Source organism: Kribbella sp. NBC_00382 (genome assembly GCF_036067295.1).
GTDB lineage: Bacteria > Actinomycetota > Actinomycetes > Propionibacteriales > Kribbellaceae > Kribbella.
On sequence record NZ_CP107954.1, the window covers coordinates 3,556,737 to 3,573,220 of the forward strand.

The 16,484-nt window shown below is 67.8% G+C and carries 13 protein-coding genes; 4 read left to right on the plus strand and 9 right to left on the minus strand.

Annotation, left to right across the window (positions count from 1 at the left end; all coding sequences use genetic code 11):
- Positions 1 to 352 precede the first annotated feature (352 nt).
- On the minus strand, positions 353 to 1,486 hold the full coding sequence (locus OHA70_RS17410) for a neutral zinc metallopeptidase (RefSeq protein ID WP_328333770.1): 1,134 nt from the start codon (positions 1,484 to 1,486) through the stop codon (positions 353 to 355).
- A gap of 17 nt (positions 1,487 to 1,503) precedes the next feature.
- Between OHA70_RS17410 and OHA70_RS17415 the strand changes: the two genes are divergently transcribed.
- The gene (locus OHA70_RS17415; protein WP_328333772.1) at positions 1,504 to 3,189 is read left to right on the plus strand and encodes a DUF2207 domain-containing protein; all 1,686 of its coding nucleotides are present in this window, start codon (positions 1,504 to 1,506) and stop codon (positions 3,187 to 3,189) included.
- A 21-nt stretch (positions 3,190 to 3,210) separates the two neighbouring features.
- Here OHA70_RS17415 and OHA70_RS17420 read toward each other — a convergent pair whose 3' ends face one another.
- From OHA70_RS17420 to OHA70_RS17430, 3 genes are all read right to left on the minus strand, one after another.
- Positions 3,211 to 4,692, minus strand: coding sequence for a neutral zinc metallopeptidase (locus OHA70_RS17420; RefSeq protein WP_328333774.1), 1,482 nt, complete (start codon positions 4,690 to 4,692; stop codon positions 3,211 to 3,213).
- A 9-nt stretch (positions 4,693 to 4,701) separates the two neighbouring features.
- Entirely contained in the window at positions 4,702 to 5,592 is an 891-nt protein-coding gene (locus OHA70_RS17425) for a neutral zinc metallopeptidase (protein WP_328333776.1), read from the minus strand.
- A gap of 304 nt (positions 5,593 to 5,896) precedes the next feature.
- Positions 5,897 to 7,048, minus strand: coding sequence for a neutral zinc metallopeptidase (locus OHA70_RS17430; RefSeq protein WP_328333778.1), 1,152 nt, complete (start codon positions 7,046 to 7,048; stop codon positions 5,897 to 5,899).
- Positions 7,049 to 7,169: 121 nt separating this feature from the next.
- Between OHA70_RS17430 and OHA70_RS17435 the strand changes: the two genes are divergently transcribed.
- Entirely contained in the window at positions 7,170 to 8,840 is a 1,671-nt protein-coding gene (locus OHA70_RS17435; protein ID WP_328333780.1) for a DUF2207 domain-containing protein, read from the plus strand.
- Positions 8,841 to 8,898: 58 nt separating this feature from the next.
- On the opposite strand, the gene OHA70_RS17440 is transcribed toward OHA70_RS17435, so the two are convergent.
- The 3 genes from OHA70_RS17440 to OHA70_RS17450 are packed head-to-tail and all read right to left on the minus strand — an operon-like array spanning position 8,899 to position 11,669.
- The gene (locus OHA70_RS17440; protein ID WP_328333781.1) at positions 8,899 to 10,185 is read right to left on the minus strand and encodes a C39 family peptidase; all 1,287 of its coding nucleotides are present in this window, start codon (positions 10,183 to 10,185) and stop codon (positions 8,899 to 8,901) included.
- Positions 10,186 to 10,245: 60 nt separating this feature from the next.
- Positions 10,246 to 10,815: a GNAT family N-acetyltransferase gene (locus tag OHA70_RS17445; RefSeq protein ID WP_328333782.1), complete on the minus strand. Its 570-nt coding sequence runs from the start codon at positions 10,813 to 10,815 to the stop codon at positions 10,246 to 10,248.
- A 32-nt stretch (positions 10,816 to 10,847) separates the two neighbouring features.
- Positions 10,848 to 11,669 carry a lysozyme gene (locus tag OHA70_RS17450; protein WP_328333783.1) on the minus strand — a complete coding sequence of 274 codons (822 nt, stop codon included), beginning with the start codon at positions 11,667 to 11,669 and terminating at the stop codon, positions 10,848 to 10,850.
- A gap of 189 nt (positions 11,670 to 11,858) precedes the next feature.
- Here OHA70_RS17450 and cysS point away from each other — a divergent pair, with 189 nt between their 5' ends.
- Both cysS and rlmB read left to right on the plus strand, forming a co-directional pair.
- On the plus strand, positions 11,859 to 13,292 hold the full coding sequence (cysS, locus tag OHA70_RS17455) for a cysteine--tRNA ligase (RefSeq protein WP_328333784.1): 1,434 nt from the start codon (positions 11,859 to 11,861) through the stop codon (positions 13,290 to 13,292).
- Position 13,293: 1 nt separating this feature from the next.
- Positions 13,294 to 14,250: a 23S rRNA (guanosine(2251)-2'-O)-methyltransferase RlmB gene (gene rlmB / locus OHA70_RS17460; RefSeq protein ID WP_328333786.1), complete on the plus strand. Its 957-nt coding sequence runs from the start codon at positions 13,294 to 13,296 to the stop codon at positions 14,248 to 14,250.
- Positions 14,251 to 14,331: 81 nt separating this feature from the next.
- On the opposite strand, the gene OHA70_RS17465 is transcribed toward rlmB, so the two are convergent.
- Together OHA70_RS17465 and OHA70_RS17470 are read right to left on the minus strand one after the other, a co-directional pair.
- Entirely contained in the window at positions 14,332 to 15,270 is a 939-nt protein-coding gene (locus tag OHA70_RS17465; RefSeq protein WP_328333788.1) for a hypothetical protein, read from the minus strand.
- Positions 15,271 to 15,428: 158 nt separating this feature from the next.
- Positions 15,429 to 16,295: a S1 family peptidase gene (locus tag OHA70_RS17470; RefSeq protein ID WP_328333790.1), complete on the minus strand. Its 867-nt coding sequence runs from the start codon at positions 16,293 to 16,295 to the stop codon at positions 15,429 to 15,431.
- Positions 16,296 to 16,484 lie beyond the last annotated feature (189 nt).

The following is a 16,484-nucleotide window of genomic DNA, read 5'->3' on the forward strand; positions in this document are numbered from 1 at the left end:
CGAATGCCTGCAAGTCGTGGAAGCCGGCTTGGCGAAGGACTGTTCGAGCCCGGGCAGCAGAAGGCGCCTGCGTCTGAGTCGTCCCTACGGACAGGACATAGTGGCTGAAATGGCTCCGACTGCTGCAACCGTGAGCGTGGCGGGAGGCCGAGAGTCCGACTACATCCTGTCCTACGGGACAGCTGGGGTGTCCGAGTTCCGGGCGCAGCGCGGTCGACGCAGACGGCTCGGGCAAGACGGGCAGCCTTGGCGTGGGAGCGACGGGGTGGGGCGGATGGGTGGGTGGGAGCGGCCGACCGGGGAGCGACGGAGGAGCGAGCGGGGAGGTTGCGTGGGTGGGTACCCCGGGGAGTTACTTGATCTGGGATTGGGTGGCGGCGTAGGTGTTGCAAGCCTTGGTTTCGCCGACGTTGAGGCCGTTGACTATCCAGTAGCCCTGGCTGGTGGCCAGGCCGTGGGTTCGTTCGCTGGGTGGGGTTTTGGGGGTTTCGCCGAAGCTGTTGCTGGCCTGGAACTCGAACTCTTTCAGCCGGGACGTGAAGGGGTAGGACTTCTCGACCGCGCGGCTGAAGACGCCGGCGAAGCAGGAGGCCTGGAGTTCGTTGCGGCGGGAGCTCTCGAGCTTCTCGTCGGGGTGGTCGGCGAGGTAGGCCTGGCGGGCGTAGAAGAGGTCGGAGACGCTCTGCACGTGGTGGCCGTACTCGTGCGCGATCGTCATCAGGTAGGCCAGGTCCTGTTTCGGGCCGAACGCCTTGTTCATCTGCGCCACGTCGGTGTACATCACGTGGTTGCCGAAGCAGTAGAACGCCAGCACCCGACCGGACAGCGGCTCGAAGTGGCCGCAAGGGCCGTCGACGGGCTTGTCGAAGACGACCAGGCCGGGGTCGGGCTCGTGCTTGCCCATCTTCGCGAAGGCCGGGCGCCAGCCGTCGTTCAGGCACTTGAAGAGCTTCTCGTAGTAGACCTTCTGCGCCGCGAGGCTGCCGTCGCCCAGGTTCTCGGCCTTGCAGTCCAGCTCGCCCAGCCCGCCGACCTTGTAGATCGGCGCGTTCAGCAGGTAGTCCTCAGGAGACCCCTTGGGCGCATTGGTCTTCGCAGTCGGTACCACCGAAGGCCCGTCCACGATCTGCGGGCCCGCCGCGTCGGCGGACGAGCTTCCACCGGTCAGCAGTACGCCGACCACGGCCAACGCGATCCCGAGGAACGCCACACTGAAGAACCCGATCAGCACCAGCCGGATAGCGCTACCCCGCCGCTTCGGCGGCTGGAATCCGTTGAACTGGCCAGGCCCGTAGTACGGCTGACCTCCGTACTGCGCAGGAGGCGGGTACTGCGTACCGGGCTGCCACTGCACCTGCTGTGGCGGAGGCAGGACGCCGGGAGGCGCCCCGACTCGGTCCTGGGGCCGGCCGTCGTACCCGTACGGGGTGCTCACGTGTCGTTGCCCCTTCAGCTCGATGTGGGAGTTCGCTGGTCGAACCGGCACGAGACTACTCTCGACCCATGTCACTGAAGAGCCGCCTGTTGCCGGCCGCCCTGCTCGTGTCTCTGACAGTCCCTCTCGTTGCCCTCGGCATGTTGCCCGCCCAGGCCGCCGACGACCAGATCACCGGGTACGCCGCGGAGGCGTCGCTGACCGGTGACGGTGTCCTGAAGGTCAAGGAGACGGTCGATGTGACCGCCGGCGGCGACACCTTCGCACGGACCCTGACCACCCGGGTCCGCTCGAACGCGACCGAGGACCGCACCTACGAGCTGCGCAACGTCGGGGTCACGGTGAACGGGCAGCCGGCCGACGGCCTTGAGAACAAGAGCATCGACGACGGCCTCCGGCTCAGCGTGAAGACGTCCGGCCAGGCCAAGATCGTCTACACCTACGAGGTCGGCAACGTCGTCGCCGACTCGATCGAGGGCCGCGAGGTGAGCTGGCCGATCGTCCAGGGCTTCGGCGTCAGCATCCCGAAGGCCGTCGTCTCGGTGAGCATCCCGTTCGCGAACTGGGTGACCTGCATCGCCGGCCGCATCGGTTCGAGCATGCCCTGTACCTCGTCGCAGCTGGCCGAGTCGGCCGCACTGGAGATCGAGCAGAACGGCCTGCCGGCGGGCGGCCACCTGACCTTCCTGACCGGGTTGAGCGACCAGGCGACGGTGAAGCCCAACGCGGAGTTCAAGACCCGGTGGAGTCTGGGCAACGCGTTCACGCTCGACAAGTCGACGATCGGCCTGAGCGCGCTGCTGCTCGGCCTCGGCGTACTGGGCGCGGCGGCGCTGTGGTTCCTCCGCGGCCGGGACGCGGCCAAGGTCGGCCCGGGTGCGCCCGAGCGGCCGGTACTCGACGGCGCCGACGGGCCGCAGTTCGCGGCACCCGACGGGATCCGGCCGGGCCAGGTCGGCACCGTGGTGGACGAGACGGCCGACGTCGTCGACATCACCGCGACGCTGCTGGACCTTGCCGTGCGCAACTACTTGACGATCGTGGAGCTGCCGCGCGAGACGCACTTCGGCAAGCTGGACTGGGAGCTGCGCCGGCTCAACGCGGGCGGCCCGGAGCTGCTGGCGTACGAGAAGGCCTTGCTGGACGCGGTGTTCGCCGAGGGGGAGACCGTCCAGGTGTCCGAGCTCGGCCACGGACTGCGGTCCCGGCTCAACCTGGTCCGCGAGCAGCTGTACGCCGATGTCGTCACGCAGGGCTGGTTCGCGAGCCGGCCGGATGCCGTGCGCAACCGGTGGACGACAGCTGGACTAGTCCTGTTGGGTGCCGGCGTGGTGCTGACCATCGTGCTCGCCATCGTCACCAAGTACGGGCTGGTCGGCTTTGCCGTGATGCTGGCCGGGCTGGCGCTGACGCTGATCGGCCAGGTCGCTCCGGCGCGCACGGCTCGCGGTGCCGCGGTACTGGGCCGGGTTGCCGGGCTGCAGCAGTACCTGACGAACGAGACGTCCGCTGACCTGCCGCAGAGCCACCGGCTGGAGTTTGCCTCGCGCTGCCTGCCGTATGCCGCCGTGCTGGGGCTGACGGAGAAGTGGGCGCTGGAGATCGCGGCGACCGACGATGACGACGACCCGGACGCGGGCATCGGCTGGTACTCCGGTCCGGAGAACTGGCACCTGTCCGACATCGGGGAGTCGCTGTCGAACTTCGTCACCGCGTTCGGCGGCCACCTGTCGACGGCACGCCGGCTCTTCTGAGCCGGCGCACCGCCGCAGTACTCAGTTGGTGAGTGCTGCCTTGCCGACGAAGGTGTTGCAGGGGTTCGGGCTCTTGGTGTTGAAGCCGCGCACCGACCAGTAGTTGTTGTTCACCTTGCCGCCGTGGTCGCGAATCCGCGGCCGGGAGAACTCGTCGCCGGTGTTGGCGACCAGTACCTTCCAGGTGGCGAGCAGCGGACCACGGAGCGGGATGTACGCGCCGGCCGCGCCCAGGTACGCCGAGCCGAGGCAGGACGCCTGCAGCTCGCGACGGCGGCTCTCGGCGAGCTGGGCGGCCGCGTTGGGCGCGTTGACCTGCCGGGAGAGTGAGGCCGCGTAGATGCCGGCCAGCTTCTGCACGTGGTGGCCGTACTCGTGGGCGACAGTGTTCATCATCCACACGCGGCCGGAGACCGGGTTGCGCTTGTAGTAGTTCAGCCCGACCGCGTACGGCATGTAGATGGTCTCGTTGGTGCCGCAGTAGAAGGCGCGAGTGCCCTTCTCCGCACCGCAGACGGTCTTCAACGGGCCGACGAAGACGACGAGCTTCGGCGCGCGGTACGGCAGGCTGGCCTTCTTCATCGCCAGCCACCAGGTGCGGTTCATGCACGGCACGATCAGGTTGTAGTACGCCTTGGCGCCGGCGAAGGTGTTCGGGATGACCTTCGGCTCCAGGCACTGCGTGGGCGTCAGGACGCCGACCTTGTACAGCCTGCTGGTGGTGACGATCTGGTCGACCGTGGGCGGTCCGCCCGGGGTGGCCGACGCGGTGGTGGTCGGCGTGGCCGACGGGGTCGCCGAGGGCGTCTCCGAAGGAGCTGTGGTCGGTGTGTCCACTGCGGCCGGGGTGTTGTCGTCGCCCGTGTTCCGCAGGGCGAGGGTGACGCCTGACCCGACTACGAGCACGGCGAGTACTACGAGGCCGATCAGCAACCCCTTGGACGCGCGGCGCGGCTTCCGGCGGCGCCCCGGGCCCGGCGGCTGCGGGATCGGAATCGGCGGGTACTGCCAGGTCTGCGGCTGCGGCACCGGCTGGCCCAACCCCTGGAAGCCACCGTCAGCGGGTGCTCCGCCTGAGGGCGGTCCGGCGTGCCGAGCGCGGCGTCCGCTCTGGTCGGCGGCGGGGGGCGGGGATCCGGCCGGACCGGAAGCGGAGAAGGACTGGCCGCCACCGGGCTGGCCAGGGCTGTGAGGCGGAGGTCCGCTCTGGTTGGGACCTGCCGGGCGCGGGCGGGGTGGGGTGGCGCCCGGTTGGGAGTAGGGCGGGAGGTTCCAGGTGAGGTTGCGCTGCCCGGGCTGGCCGGGTGGGCCTACCAGGGGCGTTTGCTCGCCGGGAGGGGCGGGCTGGAGGTACTCCTTCTGCTTCTCGGTGGACTCGGTCCACCAAAGGGGCGACTGGCCATCCCCGCGGGCAGGCCCCTTGGCCGGGTCGGTGGGCTGCTCGCCCTCCGGATCCGGCTCGTTCGGGTTCCGCCCAGGGGGTGGAGTCCAGTTGTCCGACATCGATACTCCTCACGAAACCTTGCCGGCCGTAGCCGTGAACGTGTTGCAGCTGACGCTGTCCAGCGTGGTGAAGCCGCGTCCGGTCCAGTACTGGTGACTGGCCCGGCCGCCGTGGTCCCGCGGCCCGCCGCGGTTGTTCTCGTCCCCGGTCTGCGCCTGGACGTAATTCTTGTAGATGGTCAGGTCCAGACCGGTGATCCCGTAACTGATCTGGTTCGCTCCGGTGAAGACCGCACTCAGACAGGATGCCTGGAGTTCGAGCCGCCGGCTCAGTTCCAGCCGCGCGTCTTCGTCCGGAGCGTCGTACTGGAGCTGCCGCGCTGCCGTCAGGATGCCGGTCAGTTGCTGTACGTGATGGGCGTACTCGTGCCCGGCCGTGTACGTCGCCCACATCCGCGTGAACGCCCGGTTCGCGGCGTCCGGCGAGCGGCTCCAGAGCTTGATGTCATCCGTGTACTTCAGGTAGAGCGTCCCGCTCGTCCCGCAGTAGAACGACACCGTCGCACCGGCGGCACACGGCGTCTGGGCCACACCGTCCCAGAAGACCAGCTGTGGTGGCGTGAAGGTCTCCTTGGCGGCCTCGACCTTCGGTGCCCACGCCTTGCTCAGGCAGGCGACCAGGTTCGTGTAGTACGCCTTGACGTTGCTCTGCTTGCTCAACGGGACCGGCGCCTCCCGGCAGCCCACTGTCTGCTGCGGCCCGGTCGCGTAGAGCGCATCTGCCGTCACGGTCCTGGTTGCAGCCTGCGACTGCGGAGTACCGGTTGTGCTGTCGTCCGGCGTACCGAGCGGAGCCGAGCGGCCTGCGCCGGGTAGCGGGGCGGTAGCAGACGAGTCGCTCTCGCGGAGTGCGAGAGCGACTGTCAGCACGAGTACCGCCACTCCACCGAGCAGGAGCATGCACAGGAGCAGTCCGGTCTGGCGTCTTCGCGGCTGTGGCCCCCCATGCCGAAAGAGTCGGTCGCCGCCGATGTCGGGTCCCCAACCGACCGGCGGCTCTGGTTCGCCGACTGATGCACTGCTGTACAGCGGTATCGAGCCGTCGGGCAATGCAGCCGGCGGCGGGTGCGGCCCTGGTGGCTCGCTCCATTCCTGGTCAGACACGGTCGTTCCTCATCCCCCCGGGACACACAAGGCGTGATCCGGGGGACCAGGCTAACCACCAAGACCGCAATCCGTCTCTATACCGGTACAGGGGAGTTCTCTATGACACCTTCGCGCCCGACGCGGTGAAGGTGTTGCAAGCCGCCGGGTTGCGGCTGTCGTAGCCCTTCAGCGCCCAGTACTTGTGGTTGGCCGTACTGCCGTGGTCGTGCGCCCGGTCGATGGTGTCCCCGATCAACCACTTCCACTGCCGCAGGGACTCGCCGGTGAGCGGGTAGCTGCGCTTGTTGGCCGAGATGAAGATGTCGCTGAAGCAGGACGCCTGCAGTTCGAGCCGGCGGCTGCCCTGCAGCTCCGCCGCCTGGTTCGGCGCCTCGTAGCGCAGATTGACGTTGGCCTGGAAGATGCCGGTCAGCGTCTGCACGTGGTGGCCGTACTCGTGCGCGAACTGGTGCAGCATCCACATCCGCGCCCAGACCCGGTTGTAGACCGACGGGTCCTGCTTGTAGTCGCCGATGTCCTGGGACAGGTTCATGTAGATGGTCTGGTTGGTCGGGCAGTAGAACGGCGGCCCGGTGTCGGACATGGAGCCGCAGGGCGACTCGACCGTGCCGGAGAACGACAGCACTGTCGGCGGCCGGAACTTGGCGCCGGCCTTCGCGATCATGGCCGGCCAGGCGCGGTTGAGGCACCTGGCCAGGTTCGCGTAGTTGGCCCGGGCACCGGCCACAGTGGCAGGGCGCGCCTTGGACTCCCTGCAGTTGACCGAGCCCATCGTGCCGGCCTTGTAGAGCTTGTTGCGGGCAACGATGTCCAGGTCGCTCGGCTCCGGCTTGGGAGTCGCCCGCGGCGCCGTCGGCCTGGTCGCGACTGGTTTAGTTGCCGTCGGCTTGGTCACTGTCGGCTTGGGAGTCACCACGGACCGCGTGGGCTTGGTGCTGGGCGGCTGCGCCGAGGGCTCCTCGGACGGCTCGTACGTCGGGCTGTAGGTCGCCGTCGGGGACGGGGCCGACGTGTAGGAGTCGTCATGATGCCTGAGCGCGGCCGACAGCGCAGCGATCCCCACAGTGCCGAGTACTGCGACGCCCAGCACGATCAGCAGCGCCTTGCCCGCCCCACCCTTCTTCTTGGGCGGCAGCCCACCAGGTCCCCACCCGTACTGCGGCGGCGGCCACTGCCCGTACTGCGGAGGTTGCTGCCCGTACGGAGGTTGCTGCGGCGGGTACTGCCCAGGGGGCGGCTGGTAGGACACGGAGACCGACGCTATCGGAGCCCCGGCTCAGACCCGGTATGGTGCGGTCTGCAACCAGTGAAGTTCTGCCCCGGCCGCCGGCCGCAAGGCTCTGACCCTCTCGATACGGTGTGATTGGGCGATGCGTAGACGTCTGCTCGGGGTACCTCTGTGTGCCCTCGGTTTCCTTGCTCTGACCGGCCTACCAGCTGGCGCGACGACTACCGCCGATCCGGTCGTCACCAACTTCAACAGCACGATCAGGGTCGAGCGGGACGGCACGCTGAAGGTCGTCGAGGTCTGGAAGCTGAGCAACGTGACCGGGACCTTCACCCGGTTCGTGGTCACTCGCGAGCACCTCGCCGACGACGTCGACCACGTGCAGAAGATCGAGGACCTGCAGGTCAAGTCCGGCGGCGCGGAGAAGAACAAGGAGCTCACCACCAACGGTGACATCAGCTCGATCGCCGTCGCGGACGTCTCCGGTGACAGCGAGCTCGAGTTCAGCTACACGGTCAAGGGCGCGGTCGCGGACACGCTGAACGGCACCGAGGTGCAGTTCTCGCCGTTGACCGGGCTGGCGATGACCGTGCAGGACGCGAACATCGTCTACAGCGTCCCCGAGGTCAGCCACGTCTCCTGCTTCGCCGGCGCGATCGACAGCAACTTCCCGTGCACGCTGGCGCAGATCGGCGAGACGGCCGGCCCGACCTTCAAGCAGACCGGGCTGCCGCCGGGCAACACGATCCGGATGACGGTCGGTTTCCCCGAGGGCCAGATCGCGGCCAACTCGATCGTGGAGTACCGCAAGACGTTCAAGCGGGCGTTCTCGACCGACACGGCGCAGCTGATCACGGCACTCGCGGTACTGCTGCTCGGCGCGCTCGCCTTGCTGCTGCTGTACCGGTTGCGCGGGCGTGACCAGGTGGACCCGCGGCGCGTAGTACCGGCGTCGTTGTTCAGCCTCGGTCAGGACACCCGGATCGACTTCACCCCGCCGGCCGACCTGCGGCCCGGTGAGGTGGGCACGCTGATCGACGAGCGGATCGACCCGGTCGACGTCACCGCCACGATCATCGACCTGGCCGTCCGCGGTCACCTCACGATCACCGAGCTGGAGCACGAGACCGAGTTCGCCCGGCCGGACTGGGAGCTGCGCCGGGTCCCGAACGCACCGGCCGAGGAGCTGCAGCGGTACGAGAACGTCCTGGTCCGCGCGATCTTCGGCGACAACGACTCGGTGCTCGTCTCCGAGCTCGGCCGCCAGGTCCGCGCGAACCTCGGCCTGGTCCAGGACGCCCTGTACGACGGGGTCGTGAAGCGCGGCTGGTTCACCGAGCGGCCGGACCGGACCCGCTCGCTCTGGGCGACCGTCGGTATCGCCGTCACCGCGATCGGCGTCGTCCTGACCGTCGCACTGGCGCTGACCTCGACCTGGGGCCTGGCGGGCATCGCCGTCACCGCGGTCGGTGTCGGCCTGCTCGTCATCGGCCGTCACATGCCGGCGAAGGCACCCGCTGCCGGCCGTGTCCTCGGCCAGGTCGCCGCCATCCGTGGCGAGCTGCTCGAGATGGACGTCAGTGAACTGCCCACCGACCAGCACGCCGAGCTCTGCTCCCGCGCGCTCCCGTACGCCGTTGTGCTCGGCGGCTCCGAGCGCTGGATCGACGCCCTGGTCGCGACTGACACGGACGAGGACGAGGACGAGGGCTTCCACTGGTACCGCGGCCCGCGGGGCTGGCACCTGCAGTACCTGCCCGACTCGCTCCGCAACCTCACGACGAACCTGACTGGCGCTCTCTTCACACGATAAGTACTTCGGAACCGCCCGTACGCCGCCCCCGGCATACGGGCGGTTCCTGTTCGTGGGGTTACCAGTTGGCTTGGTGGGTCCTCGGTGGCAGCCGCTTGGCCGCCGGGTGGATCACGTAGACGATCCCGCCCGAGTGCGGGATCCAAGCGTTCTCGAAGGCCGCCCGGTTGTAAACAGTCCGGACCTCGTCGTTGCTCTTGATCAGGTGCGACGCCGGGTCGTTGACCACCACGTCGCCGTTCTTCGCGAAGCCGACGATCACCATCAGGTGACCGTTGGTGCCGTAGCCCGCGCCCGGCAGTTCGTCCTTCTCGAAGGACAGCGACGCGACCAGGGGGATGCCGGCCTTGATGAACTGCTCGGCCTCGGTCAGCGAGCGCAGCCGGGTGACGAACGCGTCGAGCCCGCGGGTGGCGGCGTACGCGGTGTTGAAGGGCCAGTTGCCGGCACCGTCGTACTTGTAGTCGAAGACCGACCGGGCCGAGTGATCGACCTGTGGATCGGGATCGGTCGGGTCCACCCAGGCTGTCTCGGCTTTACTCGGTCCACGCCGGTAGTAGTCGAGCACCATCGCGGTGGACGTCGCCGAGCACCAGGCCTCGCCGCCACCGTCCCACTGTGGGTAGTGGCCGATGTGTGTCTCTTGCGAGTACGTCGGTACGTCGAGTACCCGACCCCAGGCGCCTCCGCCTCGGCTGACGGGCACTGTCTCGTCGGCGGGCAGGCGGGAGGCCATTGCTCCTACTGACTGGAGTACGGGGACTTTCGTAGTACCGGCTAGGCGGTAGAGGGTGACCTTGAGGCGCCAGCGGTCCAGGGAGCGGCCGGCGCCGGCTACGAAGGTGTCGACCGAGACTGTGCCGGTGGTGTCCTTCTGGCCGCTCACGGAGGTGCGGTGGATGTCTCCGGCGGCGGTGTCGTCGCCACGGTTCCAGCGGCCGAGCACGTACCACTTGGTGGTGGTGCCCTCGTCGGAGCGGCCCGACATGGCGACCTCGAGCCAGGTCCCGGCCGGCGTGGTCGCGTTCCAGGAGGCGACCAGCTCGGTGAGGCCGTAGCTGGTCTTCACCTCGGGCGAGACCCAGCTGGCCTGCTCGTAGGCCTTGGCGGTGCCGTCGCCGAACGGATCGACGTACGACGTGGTGCCGGTGGCGGAGCCGAATCTCAGGGAGCCGTTGACGACAGTGGTCCCGGAGCGGGTGCCTTGGAGGAAGTCGGCGGACGACGTCCACGTGCGGTAGGTGATCTCGCGCTGCTGGGGCGGCGCGGCCAGGCTCGTACCGGCGGTCAGGCTGAGTGCGACGACACCGGTGATGAGGGCGGCAAGGGGGCGGGCGGCGGTCATCTTTCGACGGTAGACCCGCTCCGCCCCACTGTCGCGGTGAACGCGTGCCGCGATGTGTCGCTACTCGGTTATTTTATTACGAGAGGCCCATTCGTCGGCCAGCAGGGCGTAGACCAGCTCGTCGGTCCACTCGCCCTTGAGGAACTCGTTGCGGACGAAGTGCGCCTCCAGCCGCATCCCGAGTCGCTCGAGCAGCTTGGCCGAGCCGGTGTTGCGGTGGTCGAGGCGGCCGATGATCCGGTGCCAGCCGAGCTGCTCGAAGCCGAGCCGGAGCAGCTCGACTGACGCCTCTGCGGCGTACCCGCGGCCGTGGAAGTCCGGGTGGAAGACGAAGCCGAGCTCGCCGGAGTTGTGCTCGACGCTGTGCACGAACAGCGTCACCTCGCCGACATGCTGGCCGGTTTCCCGCAGGATCACCGCGACGGTGAGCGCTTGTCCGTCGGTGTCCATCGGTACGTCGGCCAGCCGGCCGGCGAGGGATTGCCTGACCTGCTCGGGGGTCTTCGGGTCGTACAGCAGAAACCTGGTGACAGCCGGACTGGACTGCAGCTTCAGCAGGTCGTCGTAGTCGGTCTCGAGGTAGCGGCGAAGAGTCAGACGGTCAGTCTCGATCGGCAGTTCGTAGGTCACCCATCGAGACTATGAAACCGCCGCAACCCGATTTAGCCGTTCGCGAGAGCCACCAGCCGGGACTGGTCGCCGTTGAAGTGGTTCTGATCGAGCGGGGACGAGGTCCACTGCCAGATCGTGTAATACGGCCAGCCGCCCGGCAGGGTGCCCGGGGACGTGCTGTACCGCGCCACCCAGAGCGGGTTGGTCGCGTTGAAGGCGCCGCTGTTGCCGGTGCACTGCGTCCACCAGTCCAGGTTGGTGTAGATGACAGCGTCGCGGCCGGTACGGGACTTGTAGGTGTTGAGGAAGTCGCGGATCCAGCTGACCATCGAGGCCTGGCTCAGCCCGTAGCAAGTAGCGCCGTACGGGTTGTACTCGATGTCGAGCGCACCGGGCAGGGTCCGGCCGTCGCGGGACCAGGCGCCGCCGCGGTCGACGAAGTAGTTGGCCTGGTTGGCTCCGCTGGAGTCGTTCGGGGTGGCGAAGTGGTACGCGCCCCGGATCATCCCGACGTTGTAGGACCCGTTGTACTGCTGGGCGAAGTACGGGTTGGAGTAGTAGTTGCCTTCGGTGGCCTTGCTGTAGGCGAACCGCTTGCCTGCGTTCCACTGGCCGGCCCAGTCGACGTTGCCCTGGTGGCTGGAGACGTCGATGCCTTCCACTACTGCAGCGGGAGCGGCTTGAGTGGATCGGCTGGCGGTAGTGGGTGCCAGCCAGCCCATGTAGGCGTCACCGGCTTTGGTGATGCCGTGCTGGCGGGCAGTGGGTGTGGGCTGGTGAGCGGCGGGTTCAGGAGCGGTTTGGGCGGCGGCGCCAAGCGGGGCCAGTAGCAGGCCGAGGGTGGCGGCGGCACCCGTGACGAGGGATTTCACGAGGAACCTCCACGGAGAGCGATGAGGGCGGTACAGAGCGCTCGTTGCGTGACGCTACTCCGCTGCTGGCGGAAAGTAACGCTCTATCTGAGATCCGAGTGACTATTTGACGAGAATCGAAAGGACGGCGAATGGACTGCCTGTGGAGAATTGTCAAGAGCACTCCCTGATCACCGTTACCCTTGATCGGTGACACTTCGCTTGTACGACACCGCGACAGCAGCAGTGAGGGATTTCGAGCCGGTCCAGCCGGGCAAGGTCGGGATCTACCACTGTGGGCTGACGGTGCAGGGTGCCCCGCACGTCGGGCACATCTACAAGGAGATCGTGTTCGACGTGCTCCGGCGCTGGCTGGAGCGCTCCGGCTACGACGTCACCGTGATCGCGAACGTCACTGACATCGACGACAAGATCCTGGCCAAGTCGGCCGAGCGCGGCGTGCCGTGGTGGGCGCACGCCTACGAGTTCGAGCGCGAACTGCACTGGGCGTACGACGTACTGGGCTGCCGTCCGCCGACGTACGAGCCGCGGGCCACCGGGCACATCCCGGAGATGGTCGTGATGATCGACGAGCTGATCAGGCGCGGGCACGCGTACGCCGCGGCCGACGGCTCCGGCGACGTCTACTTCGACGTGAAGTCCTGGCCGTCGTACGGCGAGCTGTCGAACCAGCGGATCGACGACATGGATCCGGCCGAGGACGCGGACCCGCGCGGCAAGCGCGACGTCCGCGACTTCGCGCTCTGGAAGGGCTACACCGAGGGCACCCCGAAGACGGCCTCGTGGCCGACCCCGTGGGGCGACGGCCGGCCGGGCTGGCACCTGGAGTGCTCGGCGATGGCCGGCAAGTACCTCGGCACCGAGTTCGACATCCACGGCGGCGGCCTCGACCTGCGCTTCCCGCACCACGAGAACGAACTGGCCCAGTCCAAGGCGGTCGGGCAGAAGTTCGCCCGCTTCTGGATGCACAGCGCGCTCGTCACCGCGGCCGGCGAGAAGATGTCGAAGTCGCTCGGCAACGGCGCGATCGTGCGCAACGTGGTCGAGCAGGTGCGGCCGATCGAGCTGCGCTACTACCTGGTGAGCTCGCACTACCGTTCGGTGGTCGAGTTCTCGATGGGTGCGCTCGAGGAGTCCGCGACGAGCTTCCAGCGGATCGAGGGGTACGTCGATCGCGCGACCGAGGTGACCGGTGGCGTTTCGCCGGCCGCCGATGTTCCGCAGTCGTTCGCCGACGCGATGGACGACGACCTGGGGACGCCGGCCGCCGTTGCAGTACTGCACAACACCGTGCGGGACGGCAACAAGCTGGTCGCCGATGGCGATTCCCCTGCCCTGCAAGAGAACCTGGCCGCAGTACGGGCCATGCTCGGTGTGCTCGGGCTCGACCCGCTGGCCGAGCCGTGGGCCTCGCGTGCCGGTGGCACCGAGGAGCTCACCGAGGTGGTGGACGGCCTGGTGAAGGCGCTGCTGGCGCAGCGGCAGGCCGCCCGTGAACGCAAGGACTATGCCGCGTCGGACGACATCCGCGACCGGCTCAAGGCGCTCGGCGTCGTCGTCGAGGACACCCCACAGGGTGCCCGCTGGACGATCGCCGGGCCCGAATCAACCGAAGGAAACTGAAGTGCCAGGCAGTAGTCAACGCAAGGGTGCGATCCGCAAGAAGCGCGGCAATCCGACCGCCGGGTCGGGCGGTCGGGTCCGGCAGGGCCTCGAAGGCAGAGGCCCGACGCCGAAGGCGGTCGACCGCACTAAGCACCCAGCGCACAAGCGGGCCAAGGCCAAGGAGCGCGCCGAGAAGCGCACCACCAGCCGCCGTCCCGACCGCAAGGACACCGAGGCGACGGTCGAGTGGGTCTACGGCCGCAACCCCGTGGTCGAGGCGCTGCGCGCAGGGGTCCCGATCAACGCGCTGTATGTTGCCGAGGGCACCGAACGCGACGCCCGGCTGCGGGAGGCGCTGCTGATCGCCACCGAGCACGGCATCTCGCTGCTCGAGGTGCCGCGGATCGAGATGGACCGGCTGACCAGCCACGGCGCCCACCAGGGCCTCGCGGTCCAGATCCCGCCGTACGAGTACGCCCACCCGGACGACCTGCTGTCCCGGGCGTACGACGCCGGCCAGGTGCCGCTCATCGTCGCCCTCGACGGCGTCACGGACCCGCGCAACCTGGGCGCCATCACGCGTTCGGCGGCTGCTTTCGGCGCGCACGGCGTACTGGTTCCTGAGCGGCGTACCGCCTCGATGACAGCCTCGGCCTGGAAGACCTCAGCCGGCGCCGCGGCCCGCATCCCGGTGGCCCGCGCCACCAACCTCAACCGAGCCCTCAAGTCCTACAAGGACGCCGGTCTCCTGATCATCGGCCTCGACATGGGCGGCGAGGTAGAACTCCCCGACCTCGAAGCCGCCACCGAGCCGATCGTCCTGGTAGTCGGCTCCGAAGGCAAAGGCCTGGCCCGCCTGGTCCGCGAAAACTGCGACCTCATCGTCTCCATCCCGATGACCAGCGCCACCGAATCCCTCAACGCGGGAATCGCCACCGGCGTAGCCCTCTACGAAATCTCCCGCCGCCGCGGCTGATCCCAGCCATCCGTGGCGACCTTGAACACCAAACGGCGACCTTGAACAGGTAGTAACTTGTTCAAGGTCGCCTCTTGGTGTTCAAGCTGACAAGGCCGGTACGCCGAGCAGGCGGCGGAGGCGGGCGGCGGTTGCTTGGGGGTGGTCGAGGTCGGCCCAGGTGATGCGGGCGAAGGCGTAGCCCTCTTCGCGGAGACGGTCTTCGCGCCACTTCTCGGCTATCAGAGCCTTGGAGCTCTCGTACTTCAGAGCTCCGTCGAACTCGACGATCAGGTGGTCGAGCAGAAGGAAATCGACCCGCGCGAGAAGCCGTCCTTCCGAATCGTGGATCTCCACTTGGGTTCTAGGGGTGGGCAGGCCTTCGTTGGCCATCAGCACCCGGAGCCGCGACTCGCCCACCGACTCGCTCGTTCCATCGGCGAAGGCGACTGCGGCACGGGCGGCCGGCGATCTGGGCCAGTGCTCGAGGTAGTCGACCATCCTGGTCAGCTCTTCGGACGTCACCACTCCAGCCCGTAGCGCCGCGTCCGCCAACACGACGCCGACCTCGTACGACGAAGTACAGGCTGTCTCGACGATTGCCCTGGCCGGAGCGGTTACCCGCAGACCGAATACGTCGCAGACCTCGTCTGTCGCGAGTACCGTCCGATGGACCTGAACCGAACGGTCGGATCGTGCCCGGCCCGCGGTTCTCGTCACGTGAACCCTGCTGTGGTCCAGGCCCCAGGCTGGGAGCCCATGGAGCAAGGTGGCTGACTGATGGCTGATCACCACCTCACCATCCAGCCGCCCGACTACAGCCCGCGCCATCAGAGTGTGCAGTCGCTCCGTACGAGCCCAAGGCGACTCGTCCTCCGGCCAGTCACCGGCTTCGTAGTACACGTCGCGGCACAAGCGTTTCCACTGTCCGTGCTTGAGTCGAAGTCGAATCTCACTGCCGGTGTAAGCGGCCTCCAATGCATCGGCCCGGCTGAACCACCCGCCCCGCTCGCGCACCACCCGCTGCAATTTCTTGTTCACACCAAACAAGGTGCCCCCAACCCCCACCGCAACCAGCCCTGACTTTCCCCTTGGGGATAACCACATCTGGCGACCTTGAACACCAAACGGCGACCTTGAACAAGTTATTACCTGTTCAAGGTCGCCGCTTGGTGTTCAAGCAGACCAGAAGAGAACGGTCAGTACACGTTGACGTTGTAGGTGGAGAGGGCTTCGGGGACGGGCTGGAAGTAGGTGGTGCCGCCGGAGGAGCAGTCGCCGGAGCCGCCGGAGGTCAGGCCTAGGGCGGTGGTGCCGGAGAAGAGGGCGCCGCCGGAGTCGCCTCCCTCGGCGCAGACGTTGGTCTGGATGAGGCCGGTGACGGTGCCTTCGGCGTAGTTGACGGTGGCGTTGATGCCGGTGACGGTGCCGGTGTGGACCTGGGTGGTGCTGCCGCTGCGGGTGACGGACTGCCCGACGGTGGCGTCACCGGCCGAGGTGATCTCCTGGAACGAGCCGTTGTAGAGGTCCACGTTGCCGGGCGGTTCCGGCGTACCGGCCGGGTACTTCACCAAGGCGTAGTCGTTGCCGGGGAAGCTCGAGCCCTGAGTGTCGCCGACCGTCTGGGTGTGGGCGCCGTCGGCGTACCAGGTGGCCGCGATGTTGCCGCAGTGGCCGGCGGTCAGGAAGTAGTACGAGCTGCCGTCGGTGACGTTGAAGCCGAGCGAGCAGCGGTACTGGCCGCCATAGATGGCGTCGCCGCCGCTGAGTTTCTTGGACAGCTTGCCCTGCATCTTCTCGACCTTGACCTTGCCACCGAACTGCTTGGTGACGCCGGTCAGCGCGTCGAGCTTCGAGCCGGTGACGGTGTCGTCGTACGAGACGGTGACGACTCCGGTCTTCGCGTCGGTCACCCAGGTGGTGCCCGGGATCGACGCTTCACGCGTCAGCGTCGCGCTGATCGCCGCCGGACCGGGTGGCGCGGCGGTGGCCGAGGTGGCCAGCAGAGAGGTGGTGGCGACGAGCCCGGCTGTTGCCAGGAGTGCCGCGGTACGGGATATACGCATAGTCAGTCTCCTCACGATGAGGACGCATTCGGGGGCGGACGCGTCCTAGACCTAACCGAGGAGAGACCTACCCGGGCTTTCGGTGCGTACTCGGATCACTCCAGAAGGTGAGGGTCATCCCTCATCTGGCCGAGCCGATGTTATGTACGTACCTAACTCGCGGGTTATGACAAACGCCCCCCGCCACAC